Source organism: Chryseobacterium sp. FH1, assembly GCF_000735135.1.
Taxonomy (GTDB): Bacteria; Bacteroidota; Bacteroidia; order Flavobacteriales; family Weeksellaceae; genus Epilithonimonas.
On record NZ_JPLZ01000002.1, the window covers coordinates 51,953 to 69,839 of the forward strand.

General features: G+C 37.0%; 19 protein-coding genes. 11 read left to right on the top strand and 8 right to left on the bottom strand.

Annotation, left to right across the window (positions count from 1 at the left end):
* Positions 1 to 3: 3 nt before the first annotated feature.
* A complete protein-coding gene (locus IO90_RS01500; RefSeq protein ID WP_034963262.1) occupies positions 4 to 1,893 on the top strand; it encodes a hypothetical protein in 1,890 nt (629 codons plus the stop codon).
* Between the two features lie 36 nt (positions 1,894 to 1,929).
* Here the strand turns inward: IO90_RS01500 and IO90_RS01505 are convergent, their stop codons facing one another.
* Both IO90_RS01505 and IO90_RS18235 read right to left on the bottom strand, forming a co-directional pair.
* Positions 1,930 to 2,751: a GLPGLI family protein gene (locus tag IO90_RS01505; protein ID WP_034963264.1), complete on the bottom strand. Its 822-nt coding sequence runs from the start codon at positions 2,749 to 2,751 to the stop codon at positions 1,930 to 1,932.
* A gap of 47 nt (positions 2,752 to 2,798) precedes the next feature.
* The gene (locus tag IO90_RS18235) at positions 2,799 to 3,737 is read right to left on the bottom strand and encodes a GLPGLI family protein (RefSeq protein ID WP_076768748.1); all 939 of its coding nucleotides are present in this window, start codon (positions 3,735 to 3,737) and stop codon (positions 2,799 to 2,801) included.
* A gap of 230 nt (positions 3,738 to 3,967) precedes the next feature.
* Here IO90_RS18235 and IO90_RS01515 point away from each other — a divergent pair, with 230 nt between their 5' ends.
* The 8 genes from IO90_RS01515 to IO90_RS01550 all read left to right on the top strand — a co-directional run bounded on the left by IO90_RS01515 (position 3,968) and on the right by IO90_RS01550 (position 9,718).
* The gene (locus IO90_RS01515) at positions 3,968 to 4,297 is read left to right on the top strand and encodes a HesB/IscA family protein (protein WP_034963266.1); all 330 of its coding nucleotides are present in this window, start codon (positions 3,968 to 3,970) and stop codon (positions 4,295 to 4,297) included.
* A gap of 96 nt (positions 4,298 to 4,393) precedes the next feature.
* A complete protein-coding gene (gene sufB, locus IO90_RS01520; protein WP_034963268.1) occupies positions 4,394 to 5,842 on the top strand; it encodes a Fe-S cluster assembly protein SufB in 1,449 nt (482 codons plus the stop codon).
* A gap of 28 nt (positions 5,843 to 5,870) precedes the next feature.
* Positions 5,871 to 6,083, top strand: a complete 213-nt coding sequence (locus tag IO90_RS01525) for a DUF2281 domain-containing protein (RefSeq protein ID WP_034963270.1) — start codon at positions 5,871 to 5,873, stop codon at positions 6,081 to 6,083.
* Entirely contained in the window at positions 6,073 to 6,459 is a 387-nt protein-coding gene (locus tag IO90_RS01530; protein WP_034963272.1) for a type II toxin-antitoxin system VapC family toxin, read from the top strand. The genes IO90_RS01525 and IO90_RS01530 overlap by 11 nt, the downstream gene beginning before the upstream one ends.
* Before the next feature lie 39 nt (positions 6,460 to 6,498).
* Positions 6,499 to 7,242 carry a Fe-S cluster assembly ATPase SufC gene (gene sufC, locus IO90_RS01535; protein ID WP_034963274.1) on the top strand — a complete coding sequence of 248 codons (744 nt, stop codon included), beginning with the start codon at positions 6,499 to 6,501 and terminating at the stop codon, positions 7,240 to 7,242.
* 49 nt (positions 7,243 to 7,291) lie between these two features.
* Positions 7,292 to 8,599 carry a Fe-S cluster assembly protein SufD gene (sufD, locus tag IO90_RS01540; RefSeq protein WP_034964174.1) on the top strand — a complete coding sequence of 436 codons (1,308 nt, stop codon included), beginning with the start codon at positions 7,292 to 7,294 and terminating at the stop codon, positions 8,597 to 8,599.
* 251 nt (positions 8,600 to 8,850) lie between these two features.
* The gene (locus IO90_RS01545; RefSeq protein WP_034964175.1) at positions 8,851 to 9,372 is read left to right on the top strand and encodes a hypothetical protein; all 522 of its coding nucleotides are present in this window, start codon (positions 8,851 to 8,853) and stop codon (positions 9,370 to 9,372) included.
* A gap of 1 nt (position 9,373) precedes the next feature.
* A complete protein-coding gene (locus IO90_RS01550; protein ID WP_034963275.1) occupies positions 9,374 to 9,718 on the top strand; it encodes a tRNA-binding protein in 345 nt (114 codons plus the stop codon).
* 9 nt (positions 9,719 to 9,727) lie between these two features.
* Here IO90_RS01550 and IO90_RS01555 read toward each other — a convergent pair whose 3' ends face one another.
* From IO90_RS01555 to IO90_RS01570, 4 genes are all read right to left on the bottom strand, one after another.
* A complete protein-coding gene (locus IO90_RS01555) occupies positions 9,728 to 10,072 on the bottom strand; it encodes a DUF1801 domain-containing protein (protein ID WP_034963277.1) in 345 nt (114 codons plus the stop codon).
* Entirely contained in the window at positions 10,072 to 11,910 is a 1,839-nt protein-coding gene (locus tag IO90_RS01560; RefSeq protein WP_034963279.1) for an ABC transporter ATP-binding protein, read from the bottom strand. Before IO90_RS01560 ends, IO90_RS01555 begins: the two co-directional genes overlap by 1 nt.
* 218 nt (positions 11,911 to 12,128) lie before the next feature.
* A complete protein-coding gene (locus IO90_RS01565; protein WP_034963281.1) occupies positions 12,129 to 13,055 on the bottom strand; it encodes a M28 family peptidase in 927 nt (308 codons plus the stop codon).
* 140 nt (positions 13,056 to 13,195) lie between these two features.
* Complete coding sequence (locus IO90_RS01570; protein ID WP_034963283.1) at positions 13,196 to 13,585, bottom strand: DUF4293 family protein; 390 nt, start codon at positions 13,583 to 13,585, stop codon at positions 13,196 to 13,198.
* A 173-nt stretch (positions 13,586 to 13,758) separates the two neighbouring features.
* Here IO90_RS01570 and rho point away from each other — a divergent pair, with 173 nt between their 5' ends.
* Positions 13,759 to 15,546 (top strand): transcription termination factor Rho, encoded by a 1,788-nt coding sequence (gene rho / locus IO90_RS01575; protein ID WP_034963285.1) that lies wholly within the window; start codon positions 13,759 to 13,761, stop codon positions 15,544 to 15,546.
* Between the two features lie 76 nt (positions 15,547 to 15,622).
* On the opposite strand, the gene IO90_RS01580 is transcribed toward rho, so the two are convergent.
* Positions 15,623 to 15,916: a GNAT family N-acetyltransferase gene (locus IO90_RS01580; protein ID WP_034963287.1), complete on the bottom strand. Its 294-nt coding sequence runs from the start codon at positions 15,914 to 15,916 to the stop codon at positions 15,623 to 15,625.
* 75 nt (positions 15,917 to 15,991) lie between these two features.
* Entirely contained in the window at positions 15,992 to 17,203 is a 1,212-nt protein-coding gene (locus tag IO90_RS01585; protein WP_034963289.1) for a DUF5103 domain-containing protein, read from the bottom strand.
* 44 nt (positions 17,204 to 17,247) lie between these two features.
* On the opposite strand from IO90_RS01585, the gene IO90_RS01590 reads away from it, so the two are divergent.
* Complete coding sequence (locus tag IO90_RS01590) at positions 17,248 to 17,886, top strand: MBL fold metallo-hydrolase (protein WP_034963291.1); 639 nt, start codon at positions 17,248 to 17,250, stop codon at positions 17,884 to 17,886.
* Position 17,887 lies beyond the last annotated feature (1 nt).

Genomic DNA, 17,887 nt, shown 5'->3' on the forward strand with positions numbered 1-17,887 from the left:
AGTATGAATACGAGAGTTTTAGAATTAATAAAAAATCCAAAGATCATCACTGAGTCTGACCTTAATATTTTGGAATCAGAATCAGAAAAAATGCCGTACGCACAAAGTATTCGCGCACTTTATCTCTACGGAATCAATCTCTACAAATCAGAAAACTATAAAGAAAACCTTTCTAAAACTGCAGCTTACACGACTGATAAAAAGATACTTTATCAATTTATCAATTCTCAAAAAACCAGTCAAACAGAAGTTACGCCTGCACCGAACATAACCGAGCAAGTTACTGAAAATCAAATCCCTAACAAAAAAACAACTGCAGAAGACATTATCGAAAAAACTTTAGAAAATCCCGAAGATTTTGAAAATAACTCTGTGGTTTTGAACAAGTTTGATATTGATAAGATCATCGAAACCGAAGAGGCGAAAAACTCAGAATTCATTGTTGTTGAGGGAGAAAAGAATCGTTTGCTGTACGAAGGTGAAGAAAATTTCCTTGAAGAGAAATCTGAGGAAGTAGATATGGAAGCGACGAAAGAATCGGGCGTCATTACAATTAAAGATGATTTGGAAGTCAGAGAAAACTTGATCGTCATTGATGAAAATCGTTCGGAAGAAACCATTTCTGAACATCTCGAGGTACAAGAAGTTCTGGAAACTCCGCAAGAAAAAGCGCCTGGACCTAAAGCTGATACACAAGTTCAGGATGAGGATTCTTCAGGAAATATTAGTTTTAATGGTATCGAAGATTTTTTACCTCAAGTGAAATTCTCGGTTCCGAAAAATCATTTGGATTATTTGAATCCACCAAAGAAACAGGCGAAGAAGGAAGAGAATTCAATTCAAGAAAAACCAGTTTCGAAATCAGATTACAAGGAACCAACAGCTTCAGAAGTTTCTGAAAACGAAATAGATAATACTCAAATCAGTTTTGGGAAAACACAAACTTTCGAAGTTTCAAAATCAGAAGAAGTTGTAGAAATTGATTCTGACATTACTGAGAACATTAATGAAAATGAAATCAATTTTGAAAATACACAAACTTTCGAAGTTTCGGAATCGAAAGAAACTGTAGAAATTGAAAAGGAAATTGAGACTCAGCTAGAAGAGAAAATTAGTGATGATCAAATTAGTTTCGAAAACACGCAAACTTTTGAAATTGAAAAACGAAAAGAGAATGTGGCTGAAAATCAAATTCAGGAAGTTGAAAATGTCAAAATTGAAAAAGAAGAAATTGCAGAACCAGTTTCTACCTGGAAACCAATGTCTTTCAATGCAAATACGCCGGATGCTTTAATCGGTAAAACTGCGGAAATTGAAAAGCCAAAACAGGAAATCAAAATTGAGGAAAAGCTCGAAACGCCAGAAGTAATCGAGGAAGTTATCATTAATGAAAAACCAATCGCAGAAGAAAAGCCTCAAAAACAAGAAACGGAAAGACCAGTGATGAATGTCTCCTTCTTCGGAAATGATGTTTCGAAAATCAAAGAAGAAAAAGAAATTCCGTCAATTCTCGACAAGCCAGAAGTGAAGGAAACTGTTGACAGCAACGTTGGAACCTTCATCAACACCTGGCAAAGCTGGCTGAAAATCGACAGACCAAAATCTGATGAATCACCAGAAAAAACAATCATCGTAAAAGAAAAGATTATCGACCAATTCATTGAAAAAAATCCTCGAATCTCTCAGCTCAAGGATGAAGTGAATTTTGTGGTGAAAGAGAAAAAAGACGACATTTCGCACTTGATGACGGAGACTTTGGCGAAGTTGTACGTGGAGCAAAAACTCTACTCAAAAGCCATCAAAGCCTACGAAATCCTCTCGGAGAAACATCCGCAGAAAGCAGATTACTTCAATGAAAAAATTGAGGAAGTGAAGGAAATCAGAAAATCATAAAAAACAAAAATCGTCCCGAATCTCAGGACGATTTTTTCATTTCAATTCTATTGGATTGTTTCTGCTTTTGGCTTCGGTTTCCAGTCGTTTCACCATTTCCTGCATTTGCTTTGGATCCACTCCAGGTCTGTTTCCGCCACCACCTCCAGGGCCTCTTCCGCCACCGGATCTCTGTGCAGAGTAGAAACTTGCTGGGTCTTTTTGTGCTTTCTTCTCCATTTCGGCATATTTCGATTTGGAAAGTGCAATAATCTGTCCTCGGTTCAAAGGTTGATGTATTTCTGCGATTTTTTTTGTTTGCATCAAATCGAAGGAATAATCGCCTTTATCATCTTGGACTTTTACAATCAATCCCGGCAAACCACTGAATTTATATGGTCCATCCTGCAAAGGAATTTCTTGCGTGAACCAAGCGTACCAAGTTCTTCCGCCGAATTTTGTTTCTGCTTTTTGCGTTTGATAATCTCCAATCTTAATTGTTTCTGGTAGGATTTTCCATTCAAAAACAGGTGTTTCTGAATAAGAATAATTATCTCTTCCGATTCTGGATTTGTAAACCAAACTTTGATTGGTCAGATCTTTTTCAATCGTAAACTGCATATTGCTTCTCAAATCCTGCAATTGAGTTCTATCAAAATTTCTCGTGGCGCGCATTCTTTCCATCAAAGAATCTCTCTTCAAAGAATTTTCTGAGTAGAAAATCGATTTTTTGCCGTCTGTGTCCAGATATGCTGACTCTGTTTTTTTCTCCACATTAGTAGAATCCGGCGTCAATGTTACCTGGTAAACGAATCTTGTACTTTGCTGAGCCATCACAAGTGGCATTGCGAGCAGACTTAATATTTTAAGTATTTTCATTTATTACTGATATTTTATTTTTAAAGCTATTAGCAAAACACCAAAAGCTATCTATTTCTCAATTCAATCGGATTTGTATTCCCGAAATTCATCACACTTCCACTGTTTGACGGAGATTGCGGAGAAGGATTTCCCATTTGAATGTCTGGTTGTCCGCCCATATCGCCGTTTGGCATTCCAGATTGATTTCCAAATCCACCGTTCATCACACCATTTCTTTGATTCATTCTGTTGAAACTATCGAAGTTGATTTCTGGGTCTTTATTAGTTATCATTTCCATTCTTACAGACGCTTTGTCACCTTGAAAATTAATTCTGGTTGATTTTCTGGCATCCGGTTTTATGGTTTCAGAAAAGGCTTTTTCGATATTGATTTTCTTCACAAAACTGAATCTATAATCGCCTTTGTCATCTTCCAATTTCAAGATTAAACCCGAAAGACCTGAGAATTTGTAAGGTCCATCAGCGATTTTGATGTCTGGCGCAAACCAAGCGGTCCAAATTCTACCTCCGAAATTCATCGTTGCTTTTTGGATTTTATTGCCATTAAATTCAGAAACCTGACTGGAGATTTCCCAATCCATTTTTCGGTCTTCCTGATAATAAATTTGCTTCGAACCAATACTTTCAACAAAATTCACCGATTTGTCTTCTCCATTTTTTATGATAAAATAATCAAAGAAAGTCGGCTGGATAGATTTTCCGTTGGGTAATTTTGGGAATTCGGATTTGTCTTTTTTTGATTTTTTGATTTCCGTAATACCTTGCTGTCTCAAAACATTGGTCAAAGAATCCCTCAACAATTTGCTTTCGCTAATGAACAATGATTGATTTCCTTTGATGTCCAAAAACGTGTTCTCAACTTTCATATTCACAAGGTTGATGGTATCTGGATTCACTTCGGTCTGGTAAATGTATCTTTCGGTTTGGCTCCACATTTTTCCGGAGAAGCAAAAAAATAACATCAAAATAATTAGCTTATTCATAACTTAAGGACTGATTGTTTGATTAACAAAATCAAGCAAAGTTAATTATTAGAAGCAACAGAATTAATAATTGTTCATTTTTTGACAACAATTTAACATTAACAGACTGTTTCTCATCATCAAACGAATATCAATTCATCTTCAGAAATCATCAAAATAGACGTCATCGATTTGAGATTGCGGAAATTAGTTCGTACTTTTGTACACTCAAATCATTCTAAATAAAAATAATGATACAAGTAAGTGATCAGGCAAAATCCAAAGCAGCTCAGCTAATGACTGAAGAAGGTTTTGACCCTACAACAGATTATATAAGAGTTGGCGTAAAATCTGGCGGATGTTCCGGTCTGGAGTACGTTCTCAAGTTTGATAATATAAAAAATGAAACAGACACCATATTCGAAGATAACGGCGTAAGAGTTATTATTGAGAAAAAATCCATCCTTTATCTTGCAGGAACAGTCCTGGAATATTCTGGCGGATTGAACGGGAAAGGTTTTATTTTTAACAACCCAAATGCCAGCAGAACTTGTGGCTGTGGGGAGAGTTTCAGTCTTTAAAAAATAAGAAACTTCGAAGACATTTGCTTTATTAAGTTTTGTGCTTAAAAAGAAATAATATTTAAAAATCTTAACGCGCTTTGCGTTAAAAATATAATGGCAAAATATACTGAGGACGATTTAAGGGAAGACCTTAAAACAAAAGAATATGAGGCGGGCTTTTATACCGATATCGAGTATGATGATTTCCCGACTGGACTGAATGAAGACATCGTGCGCGCTATTTCTGCAAAGAAAGAAGAGCCAGAATGGATGACGGAATGGCGTTTGGAATCTTTTCGAATCTGGCAGAAAATGACAGAACCGGATTGGGCCAACATCAAATATGAAAAACCCGATTTCCAAGCGATAAGATATTATGCAGCTCCGACCAAAAAACCGGAATTGGCAAGTCTTGACGAAGTTGACCCAGAACTTTTGGCAACTTTTGCTAAACTAGGAATCAACATCGAAGAGCAAAAAAGGCTTTCAAACGTAGCAGTCGACATCGTAATGGATTCTGTTTCAGTGAAAACGACTTTCCAGGCGACTTTGTTGGAGAAAGGTGTGATTTTCTGTTCTATTTCCGAAGCGATCAAGAACCATCCAGACCTCGTTAAAAAATATCTTGGAAAAGTAGTTCCTAGAGGCGATAACTTCTACGCAGCACTTAACTCCGCAGTTTTCTCTGACGGAAGTTTCTGCTACATTCCAAAAGGTGTGAAATGTCCTATGGAATTATCAACCTATTTCCGAATCAATCAGTCAGGAACCGGACAGTTCGAGAGAACTTTGGTTATCGCTGATGCAGGAAGTTATGTTTCATATTTGGAAGGCTGTACAGCACCATCAAGAGATGAAAATCAATTACACGCTGCTGTTGTGGAATTAATTGCGATGGATGACGCTGAAATCAAATATTCGACTGTTCAGAACTGGTATCCAGGAAATGAAGAAGGAAAAGGAGGTGTTTTCAATTTTGTGACGAAGAGAGGACTTTGTGAAAACAGAGCTAAGATCTCTTGGACTCAGGTAGAAACTGGTTCTGCAGTGACTTGGAAATATCCATCTTGTATCTTGAAAGGTGATAACTCAATTGGAGAATTTTATTCGATTGCAGTGACGAACAATCACCAATACGCTGATACAGGAACTAAGATGATCCACATCGGTAAAAATTCCAGATCGACAATTATCTCTAAAGGAATCTCTGCTGGGAAATCTCAAAACTCATACAGAGGATTGGTAAAAGTGATGCCTTCTGCAAAAGGAGCGCGTAACTTCTCCCAATGTGATTCATTGTTGATGGGTAACGAATGTGGCGCACACACTTTCCCATACATCGAGATCAAAGATCCAACAGCACAATTGGAACACGAGGCTACAACTTCGAAAATTGGTGAAGATCAGATCTTCTATTGCAACCAAAGAGGAATTGACACAGAAAGAGCGATTGCATTGATCGTGAATGGATTCAGTAAAGAGGTTTTGAACAAGCTTCCAATGGAATTTGCGATTGAAGCTCAGAAATTATTGGAGATTTCATTGGAAGGTTCAGTAGGATAGAATTTTGTAAATTTGAAAAAGTTTAGATATGGAAAATACAATTTTAATTAATAAGATAAAAATATTGCCCAATTCATTAAAGGAAGAGGTCAATGATTTTATTGATTTTTTGTTATCTAAAAAAAATAAAAAATCGATTCCTACAATCGAAGAATTTTCTGGAATTTGGTCTAAAGAAGAATCAAATGAAATCGAAAGTATTATTAAGAAAGGGACAGAAAATATAGACAATGAGTGGTAATGTATTAGATACAAATATCATCATTGATTTGTTTCGGGGAGACGAAAAAACAAAATCATTTTTGAAGAATTTTGATTTTGAAATTCCAGTATTTGTAGTTGGAGAATTGTTCTACGGAGCAGAAAACTCGTCAAAAAAAGAAAAGCATTTTGAGCAAATAAAGAAATTTACTGAAAATGTTTCTATTATTAATTCTACCGAAGAAACGGCAAGAATTTATGCTTCTGTAAAATCTTTATTAAAACAGCAAGGAACACCAATTCCTGAAAATGATATATGGATTGCTGCAATTTCTATTGAGAACGATAAATCTTTGGTGACAAATGACCAACATTTTTCATTGATAAAAAATTTGAAAATCATTAATTTAAAATAAAAAATCATATTTCACGAAAAGAAATGTGTGTAAAATAATATGTTACAAATCAAAAACTTACACGCCAAAATTGAAGATGGCGCAGAAATATTAAAAGGAATCAATCTTGAGATCAAACCAGGCGAGGTTCACGCAATCATGGGACCTAACGGTGCTGGAAAATCTACACTTTCTTCTGTGATCGCAGGGAAAGAAGATTATGAAGTAACCGAAGGAAATATCCTTTTCGAAGGCGAAGACATTGCTGAAGATGCACCAGAAGAAAGAGCGCACAAAGGGATTTTCCTTTCATTCCAATATCCGGTTGAGATTCCTGGCGTTTCCGTTACCAACTTCATCAAAGCAGCGCTTAATGAAACCCGAAAAGCAAATGGCCTTGAAGATATGGGTGCAAAAGAAATGCTTGGCCTGATCCGTGAAAAATCTGAGCAATTGGGCATCAAAAAAGATTTCCTTTCCAGATCTCTAAACGAAGGTTTCTCTGGAGGGGAGAAAAAAAGAAACGAGATATTCCAAATGATGATGCTAAATCCAAAATTGGCAATCCTGGATGAGACCGATTCTGGACTCGATATCGATGCTTTGAGAATTGTTGCAGATGGTGTAAACAAATTCAAGAATGAGGGAAATGCAGTTTTGTTGATCACGCATTACCAAAGACTTCTAAATTACATTCAGCCAGATTACGTTCACGTTTTGGCAGATGGAAAAATCATAAAAACAGGAGATAAATCTCTGGCACTAGAACTTGAAGAGAAAGGTTACGATTGGCTTTTAAACTAATTCAAAACTTAAATTAATCTTCTAAACGATGCAAAATCAAACCATTACAATGGCTTTATTTGAACAGACAATAACTCAACATTCGGACTTTTTGGAAACACTTCGTCACAGATTTTTGGACGAGGACAGAAAAACCGCTCTTCAGAAATTTGAAGAAAAAGGTTTTCCGACCAAAAAAGACGAAGAGTACAAATACACGAATCTAAAGGAAATCACGGAAAAGGAATACAACTTTTTCCCGACAGAAGAGCATCACATTTCGAAAGAACAATTGGATGCGCTTCAGTTGGGCGAAGAACACTTTGACCGAATTGTTTTCATCAACGGAAAACTTCACAAAGAATTTTCCAAGATCTCTATCGGAAATGCAGAATTTCTTTCGTTCAATCACGCATTGAATGACCCATCTTACAAAGAAGTTTTCGACAAATATTTCAACACGATTGCCAACAAAGATTTGGCTTTCACGAACTTGAATTCAGCTTACTGCAAATTCGGATTCTTCTTGAGAGTTCCAAAAAACGTGGTCATCGAGAAACCAATCCACGTTTTCTATATTTCTCAAAATCAAGAAGAAAATACGTTTTACAACACAAGAAACCTCTTGATCGTAGAAGAAAGTGCCAAAGTTGAAATCATAGAAAGCCATCACAATTTTGACGAATCCTTTGTCTTAACCAATTCTGTGACAGAGATTTTCACTTCTCAAAATGCAAAATCTGACTGGCACAAATTGCAGAATGACAGCGACACTTCGTACCTCGTAGACCACACATTTGCAAAGCAGGAAAGAGACAGTCTGACAACGGTGAACACCTTCACTTTCGGCGGAAAATTGGTTCGTAACAATCTGGATTTCATCCACAACGGTGAGAACATCAACTCGTTTATGAATGGGATCACGATCATCGGAAAAGACCAATTGGTAGATCACCACACGGCCGTTCACCACAACACGCCGAATTGCGAATCTTACCAGAATTACAAAGGGATCTTCAAAGACAGATCGCACGGTGTTTTCAACGGGAAGGTTTTCGTGAACAAGATCGCTCAGAAAACCAATGCATATCAGCAAAACAACAACATTTTGCTGGACGAAGGCGCAAGCATCGACACAAAACCTCAGCTTGAGATTTTTGCAGATGATGTCAAATGTTCGCACGGTTGTACCGTTGGACAGCTCAACGAAGACGCCATGTTCTACTTGAGAGCAAGAGGGATTTCCAAGAAAGAAGCCAGAGCCTTGTTGCTTTACGCTTTCGCCAACGATGCAATGCAAAATATTAACATCGAACAACTTAAAACCAAAGTATCCAAACTTCTCGCCGAAAAACTGGAAGTTCAAATGGAATTCTAAAATAACTCTAATCGCATCATCAAGGTGCGATTTTTTTATTACTATTGAGATGATTTGGGCGCCTTTATCCGCGCTCCACTCCCGCTTTTTTGCAATTGCGAAAGACGTTTGTCCATCAATAGAAATTTTGCACCATCGCAATTGCAAAAAGAGCTCCGTTCAGCTCGGGGCGCAGGTTACCATATATTTTGAACATTCTGGGTTAAATTGTAAATTTGAATTTCTTCAGAACAATTTTTATTTTAACACAAATGAACTACGAAAAACTACAATTCAACCTCAACGCTTACAAAGAAACCGGCGAAATCCTAGACGGCGCGAAATTCCTCATTCACCAGTTCGATTTGGACGACGACAACTTTGCAGGATTTGGTTTCCGCGATGAATTAGAAAAGAACTCAATTCTCTTAACCGCAAACGGAGAACTCGGAGAATTGCAACACGTGATGATCCCAAGAAACCTCTTCGATTTTGATTTGACCTTGGTTCTCAATATGCTGGCTCACGAGATGTTGCACGTCCGCCAGAAATCACCAAGAATGATGGTAACGGACAAGAACGAACGCGAATGGCAAGCTTACTACGAAATGCTTTTCCACACCAACTTTCCACAGATTCCAGAACTTTCTGATTATTATAAAAAATTCTTCGGGGAAAAAGCGTTGATCTATTATTCAAGAATGGGCGAAGGAAGTGAGCTTCAAATAAAGTATGCTGAACAGAAATTGGAAGTTGAAACACTCTTAGAAGACTTAATTAACAAAGAAAAATAAAATGACAAAACCAGAAATAACTTGGCACGATTTTGAGAAAATCGACATTAGAGTCGGAACTATCATTTCCGCAACAGATTTTGAAAAAGCTAGAAATCCGTCTTACCAATTGGAAATCGATTTTGGAGATCTGGGAATTAGAAAATCTGCGGCTCAAATCACGGCTTTGTACAAGAAAGAAGATTTGATTGGAAAACAGATTATGGCCGTTGTCAATTTCCCGAAAAAACAAATTGCAAATTTCTTCAGCGAGTGTCTGGTGATGGGTGTTTATGGTGAAAATAAAAGTGAAGTAACGCTTTTGACATCGAGTTTGCCTGTTAAAAATGGATTGGAAGTTGGCTAATTGCTTTGATTACTTAATATGAGTTTTAACTTCCTTTAGAATATCAAAAATCAATTCCATTGGCAAATCCTCATCCATATCCAAAAGTAGGATTTTGAATTTCTTTCTGCCTTCGGATAAAAGCTCGGGATGATGCAATCTATCGCCGTGGTAGAAACTGAGATAATGTTTATGATGCTGTTTGCTGTAATAGAAATAGCAGAGCATTTTCTTTTTGTATTTTAAAAAAGGAAGTCCAAAACTGAGGGTTTCGGTAATCAATTCATCGGATTCCAAAATCTTTTTTCTAAGAAATAGAAGAACACTTCTCGCAGGCTCATCAATCCGAAAAAGATATTCTTGAATGGGATTCATTAGTCAAAATTCTGCAACTCTACCAATTTGCGGTACGTTCCGTTTTTGTCCATCAATTCCTGGTGAGAACCTTGCTCTATGATGTCACCTTTTTCCATCACGACAATGTGATCCGCTTTTTGGATTGTCGATAATCTGTGAGCAATGATCAATGACGTTCTGTTCTCCATCATTTTTTCCAGCGCGTCTTGAACATATCTTTCAGATTCTGTATCCAAGGCAGAAGTTGCTTCATCGAGAATCATAATCGGTGGATTTTTAAGAACCGCTCTCGCTATGGAAACACGTTGTTTTTGTCCGCCGGAAAGCTTGTTTCCATCGTCTCCGATATTGGTGTAGTAGCCATCCTGAAGCTGAGAAATGAACTCGTGGGCATTTGCAATCTTAGCGGCTTCTATCACTTGAGCTTCGGTCGCGTCTGGATTTCCCATCAAGATATTGTTGTAAACCGAATCATTGAACAAGACCGATTCCTGAGTTACCATTCCTAACAATTGTCGGTAATCTGTCAGTTTTAAGTTTTTGATATTGTGACCATCAATTAAGATCTCACCTTCTGAAACATCATAGAATCTTGCTAATAAATTGGCTATTGTCGTTTTTCCACTTCCGGATTGTCCCACCAAAGCAACGGTTTTTCCCTTAGGTAAAGTGATAGAAACATTTTTTAGAATCAAATTCGATTTCTCGTAATAGAAACCAATATTATTGAATTCGATTTTATCTTTAATCTCGGAAATCGGTGTTGGATTGGCAACTTCTTCGACTTTCAAATCATAATCTAAAACTTCCGAAACTCTTTCCAAACTCGCCATTCCACCCTGGATTGCTGAAATTGCATTGGACAAACGCTTCGCTGGATCTAACACCTGAAAGAAAACACCTATGAAAGCCAGGAAAGTAGCAGGGTCTTTATTGGTTCCATTGATGATCTCTGTTCCCGCATAATAGGTGATGATCAACATTGTTACAGATCCAAGAAATTCACTCATCGGAGAAGCTAATTCTCGTCTTCGACTCATAGAAATGGCATGATGTTGCCATTGGTCTGTTGTTTTATTAAATCTGTTTTTAAGGATTTTATCGGCGTTAAAAATCTTAATCACCTTTGCCGATTTGAGGGTTTCATCAACCAAAGAAAAAAGATTTCCCAATTCTTCCTGAGCAAATCTGGCCTGTTTTTTCAAGCTTTTCCCAACCCACGAGATAATCCATCCCATAATCGGAAAAACCACCAATGAGAACAAAGTCAATTTTGGGGACAGAAGAAACAATGCTGTCAATGACGAAATGATCATAAACGGCGAGTTCACGATATCTACCAAAGAGCCCATAATGCCGCCTTCTACAGCGCCAATATCATTGGAGATCCGAGACATCATATCGCCTTTTCTTTGTTCGGTGAAAAATGAAACAGGTAATTTTAGGAACTTATCGTACATCAAAGTCCGAAGATCTCTTGTAATCCCAACACGATAGTTCACCAATAGATATGAGCCTAGATATCTGAAAATATTTCTTAGTAAAAATGCAACCGCTGTGATAGAACACAGAACAGCCAAAACTTTTATGCCACCGTGTTCGTCCATATTAATCTGAATCGTATAATATGCCCAATCCTTAACATACCCAAAATAATCTGCAATTCTACCGCTCCAAATTGGTGCTTTTGAAGTGTCAACTTTGTCCACAGTTCCGAACATCACACTCAGAATTGGGAGCAAAGTTCCAATGGAAGCAATTTGTAAAAGGGAGTATAAAATATTAAAAAACATACTGCCCCACAGGAATCTCTGATGTGGTTTGGCAATACTGATGATGCGCTGAAATGGTTTCATTCAAAAAAATTGGAAATGCAAAATTACGGAAAATAAATAGCTTAGTTTAAAGCCTATTAAAACAATCAATTGAAAAATTCATTAACCACATAGGCACATAGTTTTTGTGAATCTAAGATAAAATAGATAAGCGTTCAATTCTATTTTGTCTTTTTTAAATTTACTATGCGTTTTTCTATGTGGTTTTTATCAATAGCGAGAAGTCTTTTATCAAGACGTTAGAAATCGTATTTTACTTTGTCGTTGTATTTTGGCGTGAAGTTTTTGGTATTCAATTTCTCGATTGTTTTTGCAAAGTTGTTGATGATGTTTGTCAAATTTTCTGCATCAACAATATTAATATCGTCATTCACAGCGTGATAGTGCGTCGCTTTGTTCATGTCAACTGTTGAGATCGAGTGCGCGATGATTTTCTTTTTGACGAAATTCACATTGTCTGAACGGTAAAACAATTGCTGACCTTGATATGGGTCGGAATGAACTTTCAAACCATTTATTGCATTGGCGTTAATCAATTCGTCAAAATCAGAAAACTCGTCACCGGTCATAAACACGGCATTTTTCCCGAATTGGGATTCTGTTGCCAGCATTTCGAAATTGAAAAGTGCTTTGATATTATTAAAAACCGGATTCAACTTTTCATTTTCAGCCAATGCTTTTGAACCAATCAATCCAATCTCTTCTGCATTGAAAGCCATAAAAACCATTGAGTAATCTGTCTTTTTATCTTTGAAATAATCTGCCAAACCGACTACGGTCGCAACGCCACTTGCATCGTCATCTGCACCATTGTAGATATTATCGCCAGATTTTGTATTGGTTCCGATGTGGTCAAAATGTGCTGAGTAAGCCAAACTTTGCTCCGATTTCCCTTTCTTAATCCCACAGACATTGAAACCTTTCTGTCCTTTATATTCGAATGGAATCAGATAAGAATCTCCGACACAGTAATCCAGATTATTTTTTTTGAATTCATTTGCGATGTACTCAGCAGATTTGTCATTTTCCGGCGTTCCGAATTTTCTGCCTTTCATCTCATCCGAAGCTAAAGTTGAAACAATGCTTACAACTCTTTCTTTGGAGATTTCTTGAGCGAAAGAAAATGTGGAAAGCGTGATAAAAAGAAACAGGTTGAGTTTTTTCATAATGGTTGATTTATTTATAAGACAAAGATATAACTGATATGTCAGTGATTCTTTGGTTTTGTTACCATTAATATTAATAAAAATAAAAAAACAGCCTCCAAAAAGGAAGCTGTTCTTACTCAAAAAAATCGTCGTCAAGTTTATCGAAGTCTGTCTACAGATTTTACGAGCCTCTCATCTTTTTTGATGTACACATTTGCCAAGAGCAAACATACAATCGCAATTGCTGAGAAAATTGGCTCAATACCCTTCTCAGGAAATTGAATTCCTCCGGATAAGTTTTGTAGCCAGTAAATCAAAAAACCAAGCAACAAAGCGTTTATAAAAATGCTGATGTTATTCAGCAAGATTTGTCTTTTGCGGTTTTTGAAACTGAAAATACTTAGCAATCCTAATAATATTAATAAAACCGTAGAAATATTGATTAGAAGATTTCCACCTAATATATCAAAATCCTGCGCTGTAAGATTGAGGAACAAAGCGCCTAATACAGCTAATAATATCCAGATTGTTTGTATTCGTTGTAACATTTTTTCTTGATCAATTCCGTTTTGAATGGGAATAAATTGTCTGCAAAAGTAAAATAATTTTTGCGTAATTCAAAAATTAATGTAGATTTGCATTGTAATCACCTATTAAAAATGATAATCGCCTGATTTTCATTCTTACTTTTACAAAATTAATTTACTTTTTTACGCATTATATGTTTAATATTGAAACGCTAAAGTCAAAATCCGACGAGGAATTGGCTAAACTTTCTAAAGATTTAGGCGTCAATTTGGCAAAGAAAAGCTCTCCAGAAGAAACCGTTTTCGCAATTCTGGACTATCAGGCTTCGAATCCAAAAATCATTAAAGATTATCTAAACGCCAATCAGGAAAATATGAATAAAAAGACAGAAGAAAATTCTGAGCAGAAAGCTGTTCCCGCCAAAAAAAGAGGTAGGAAACCTGCAGAGAAACCGAAAGAAGAAACGGCAACTCCAACTGCAGAGGTAGCAAAAGAAGAGGTTCCTGTAGCGGTAGAAACGCCGGTTGCGACGGAGGAAGTCAAGAAACCAAACCCGCCGAAGAAAAAACAACCAAGAGCAAGAGTGGTAGCCAACGAAAATCAAGAAGTCGTGGCAGAAGCTAAACCAGCAGAACCAACTCAACCAACAGAAACCGCTCCTAAATCTGACGAAAAACCAGAGGAAACAAAACAACAACCTCAACAAAGACAGCCTCAACAGCAAAACAATCGGCAGCAACAGCAAAAGACCAATAATAACAATAGAGGTCAACAAAAAACACAAAATCCCAATTCTCCTCAACACAACAATCAAAAAGAACCATCCGAAAACCAACAGGACAATTCGCCAAAGAAGGAATTCAACTTTGATGGATTGATCACGATTGAAGGTGTTTTAGAAATCCTTCCGGACAATTACGGATTCCTTCGTTCTTCAGATTTCAGTTACATCTCTTCTCCAGACGACGTTTACGTTTCTACCAATCAGATCAGAAATTATGGTTTGAAGACGGGAGACACCGTAAAAGGATTCGTAAGATTGCCAAAAGAAGGCGAGAAATATTTCTCACTTTTGAAACCGACTGAAGTTAACGGACGAGATCTGGCTTTCATCAAGGACAGAGTTGCTTTCGAATATTTGACGCCACTTTTCCCTCAGGAGAAATTCAATCTAGCAGGAAAAGGTTCTACACTATCTACAAGAATTGTTGACTTGTTCGCACCGATCGGAAAAGGACAAAGAGCAATGATCGTTGCACAACCAAAAACTGGTAAAACGATTTTGCTTAAAGATATCGCCAACGCCATCTCTGCTAATCATCCGGAAGCTTATATGATGGTTCTTCTTATTGACGAACGCCCTGAGGAAGTAACTGATATGCAAAGAAGTGTGAACGCAGAGGTGATCGCATCTACTTTTGATGAAGCGGCAGACAAGCACGTAAAAGTGGCGAACTTGGTTCTTTCAAAAGCGCAAAGAATGGTGGAATGTGGACACGATGTTGTAATCCTTCTTGACTCGATCACAAGATTGGCAAGAGCTTACAATACGGTGACTCCAGCTTCAGGAAAAATACTTTCTGGTGGTGTTGATGCCAATGCGCTTCATAAGCCAAAACGTTTCTTCGGTGCGGCTAGAAAAATCGAAAATGGTGGATCTTTGACAATCATCGCAACAGCTTTGATCGATACAGGTTCAAAAATGGACGAGGTGATCTTCGAAGAGTTCAAAGGAACCGGAAATATGGAATTGCAATTGGACAGAAAAATTGCGAACAAAAGAATCTATCCAGCTGTGGATTTGGTTTCATCCAGTACAAGACGAGACGATCTTCTTTTGGACGAGGCGACTATGCAAAGAATGTGGATTATGAGAAAATATCTTTCTGATATGAACCCTCTGGAGGCAATGGAATTTGTACAAAAACAAATACAAGGAACAAAGAACAATGAAGAGTTCTTGATGTCTATGAATAGATAATTCCTTGATTAGATCATAAAAAAGTTCGGCTCGCAAATGCGAGCCGTAACTTTATAGTAAAGTAAAATCTTTACCATTAATTCATAAAAACGTCCTCGACATCTGGTTTTCTTTTCAAAACAGAATGTGCGTAAGAACAATGTGCCTTTATCTTCCAGCCATTTTTTCTGGCAAAGTCCACGGATTTTTCAACCAATTTTTTCCCCAGACCTTGTCCTTCAAATTTTGGGAAAACCATCACGTAACTAACAATTAGTTTTTTAAGTTCGGGAACAATCGTGTAAGTCAGTCTACCGACATCTTCTGCGCTGTTCTTCAAAGTGATGTAACCTCCGTTTCCGGATTTGTTATTTTCAAAGCTAAGATCCATAATAGTTTGTACTTTTTTATGATATAGCCAAAAATATTCCAAACAGCTATTTAGCTCTATTAAATTAACACAAAATTACCTGACAGGTGTTCTAAATTCTCCATAACCCATTAAACCATCGAAATTTCTACCAAAAGGAGTATAATATAAAAATGCTTGATAGAGATTTTCCGTTTGCCAAAAGTTTCCGTTGACTTCACCGTAATTGAGTTGTCCATCTGATCCTTTGGTTGCAAGAATATAACTGTAGAAACCTTGTTTTAGATATATTTTCGCAATGTATTTTTGTGCTTTTTCGTCGTAGATCATTTGACTTTTCGCATCAGCTTTGTAATCATTGAACATTCCTAATACATAGAATTCTTTATCAGATTTCTGACTATCCAGTGCAAAATAAACCCAAGAATAATCACCTTCCCTGTTCGCATCTCTCTCGATTCCAAGGTCATTTCTTCTGAAATAAAACGCACCATTTACATCAGGCTGATATTGATAGTCGCCCGGAAAGGCCCAAACAGGATGAAGGTAAGTGTAGTTTTTCCCATCGATGTTTTCTGTGTTTGCCACCATATCCATCGCTTGGTTCATAATTTTGTTATCAAAATAATAGAACTCATTATTTCCTGGAAATGCCAAACCTAATTGCTGAAACAAAAGTTGATTCCCCATCGTAGAACTTGGTCGAATATTGGCTAAAGAAATTCCCCAATTGTTATTTTGAATCACACTTAATGACAACGAAGAAATATTATTTGTAATTCCCGCGCCATTTCCCGTAGCTTGGATTTCCAATCTTTGTTTGGCGTTCGGATTCTTGGCATCGATCAAACGGGTGACATTGATTCCAAGATTAGCATTGTTTTCATAGATAGAAAATCTTTTCTTGAACAATGGTTTGTCCTGAGAATCTTTGTAAACGATGATTTCGTAATTGCCAGAAATCTTTGGCCGAATTTTTTCGTTTGGGAAAACCAAGTCGTAATGCGTATATTTTTGATAAGTATTGAAAGAATATTGAAACTGATCTATCAGCGCATTCATACTTCCGTCGGCATATTCTGTGAAGAACAGTCCGTCATCTTCCCAATTTCGGTTGTAATGTTTGTAGGTATATCGGTAAAGTTGACTGGTGTTGGAAAGATCATCAAATCTCAAAATCAACTGTTCGCCTTGCGCAATGATCGGCGTTTCGTCATTGGTCTTAGGATTGAAAACCTGTACGCTTCTGATTTCCTGAGCGAGAGAAATTGTGCTTAAAAAAATAAAAAATAGTCTAAGTATGTTCATATCGCTAAGTTAATGTTTTATATTTTTACAATTAAATTAAAAAAATGTTACACGTAGAATCCTTCACTTTCAATCCCTTTTCGCAAAACACTTATCTTATTTATAACGATGAAAAGCAGGCTTTTCTTATAGATCCGGGAAATATGCCGGACGCAGAAACTAAAGTTTTAGGTGAATTTATAAAATCTAAAGATTTGAAGATTCAAAACATTCTTCTAACGCACGCTCACATCGACCATATCATCGGTTTACAATGGGCTTACGACGAATTCAAAGTTCCGGTTTTGCTCCATTCCAATGAAATCGAAATTCTAGAGCAAGCACCTTTCACAGCTAAAAAATATGGTTTCTTTTTCCCAGCTTTCACAGGCGAGACGCAATTGATCAAAGAAGGCGACGAAATCAAATTAGGCTCAGACCTTTTTCAAATTTTCGATGTTCCGGGACATTCGCCAGGAAGTGTAGCTTTTTATAATAAGGAGAATGAATTTGTGATTTCCGGCGACGCACTTTTTATGATGAGCATCGGCCGAACAGACCTTTACAAAGGTGATTTCGACCAATTGATCACCAGCATAAAAACCAAATTACTGACGCTTCCAGAAGCTACAAAAGTTTTCAGTGGACACGGAGAATCTACGACGATTGGTTTTGAGAAAGCACACAATTCATTTTTGAAATAAA

Excerpts from the sequence above, each read along its gene's own strand:
- sufC (WP_034963274.1), top strand. The coding sequence starts at position 6,499 with ATGTTACAAATCAAAAACTTACACGCCAAAATTGAAGATGGCGCAGAA.
- sufB (WP_034963268.1), top strand. The coding sequence starts at position 4,394 with ATGGCAAAATATACTGAGGACGATTTAAGGGAAGACCTTAAAACAAAA.
- IO90_RS01550 (WP_034963275.1), top strand. The coding sequence starts at position 9,374 with ATGACAAAACCAGAAATAACTTGGCACGATTTTGAGAAAATCGACATT.
- IO90_RS01555 (WP_034963277.1), bottom strand. The coding sequence starts at position 10,072 with ATGAATCCCATTCAAGAATATCTTTTTCGGATTGATGAGCCTGCGAGA.
- IO90_RS01570 (WP_034963283.1), bottom strand. The coding sequence starts at position 13,585 with ATGTTACAACGAATACAAACAATCTGGATATTATTAGCTGTATTAGGC.
- IO90_RS01525 (WP_034963270.1), top strand. The coding sequence starts at position 5,871 with ATGGAAAATACAATTTTAATTAATAAGATAAAAATATTGCCCAATTCA.
- IO90_RS01515 (WP_034963266.1), top strand. The coding sequence starts at position 3,968 with ATGATACAAGTAAGTGATCAGGCAAAATCCAAAGCAGCTCAGCTAATG.
- IO90_RS01500 (WP_034963262.1), top strand. The coding sequence starts at position 4 with ATGAATACGAGAGTTTTAGAATTAATAAAAAATCCAAAGATCATCACT.
- IO90_RS01590 (WP_034963291.1), top strand. The coding sequence starts at position 17,248 with ATGTTACACGTAGAATCCTTCACTTTCAATCCCTTTTCGCAAAACACT.
- rho (WP_034963285.1), top strand. The coding sequence starts at position 13,759 with ATGTTTAATATTGAAACGCTAAAGTCAAAATCCGACGAGGAATTGGCT.
- IO90_RS01580 (WP_034963287.1), bottom strand. The coding sequence starts at position 15,916 with ATGGATCTTAGCTTTGAAAATAACAAATCCGGAAACGGAGGTTACATC.
- IO90_RS01530 (WP_034963272.1), top strand. The coding sequence starts at position 6,073 with ATGAGTGGTAATGTATTAGATACAAATATCATCATTGATTTGTTTCGG.
- IO90_RS18235 (WP_076768748.1), bottom strand. The coding sequence starts at position 3,737 with ATGAATAAGCTAATTATTTTGATGTTATTTTTTTGCTTCTCCGGAAAA.
- IO90_RS01545 (WP_034964175.1), top strand. The coding sequence starts at position 8,851 with ATGAACTACGAAAAACTACAATTCAACCTCAACGCTTACAAAGAAACC.
- IO90_RS01565 (WP_034963281.1), bottom strand. The coding sequence starts at position 13,055 with ATGAAAAAACTCAACCTGTTTCTTTTTATCACGCTTTCCACATTTTCT.
- sufD (WP_034964174.1), top strand. The coding sequence starts at position 7,292 with ATGGCTTTATTTGAACAGACAATAACTCAACATTCGGACTTTTTGGAA.
- IO90_RS01505 (WP_034963264.1), bottom strand. The coding sequence starts at position 2,751 with ATGAAAATACTTAAAATATTAAGTCTGCTCGCAATGCCACTTGTGATG.
- IO90_RS01585 (WP_034963289.1), bottom strand. The coding sequence starts at position 17,203 with ATGAACATACTTAGACTATTTTTTATTTTTTTAAGCACAATTTCTCTC.
- IO90_RS01560 (WP_034963279.1), bottom strand. The coding sequence starts at position 11,910 with ATGAAACCATTTCAGCGCATCATCAGTATTGCCAAACCACATCAGAGA.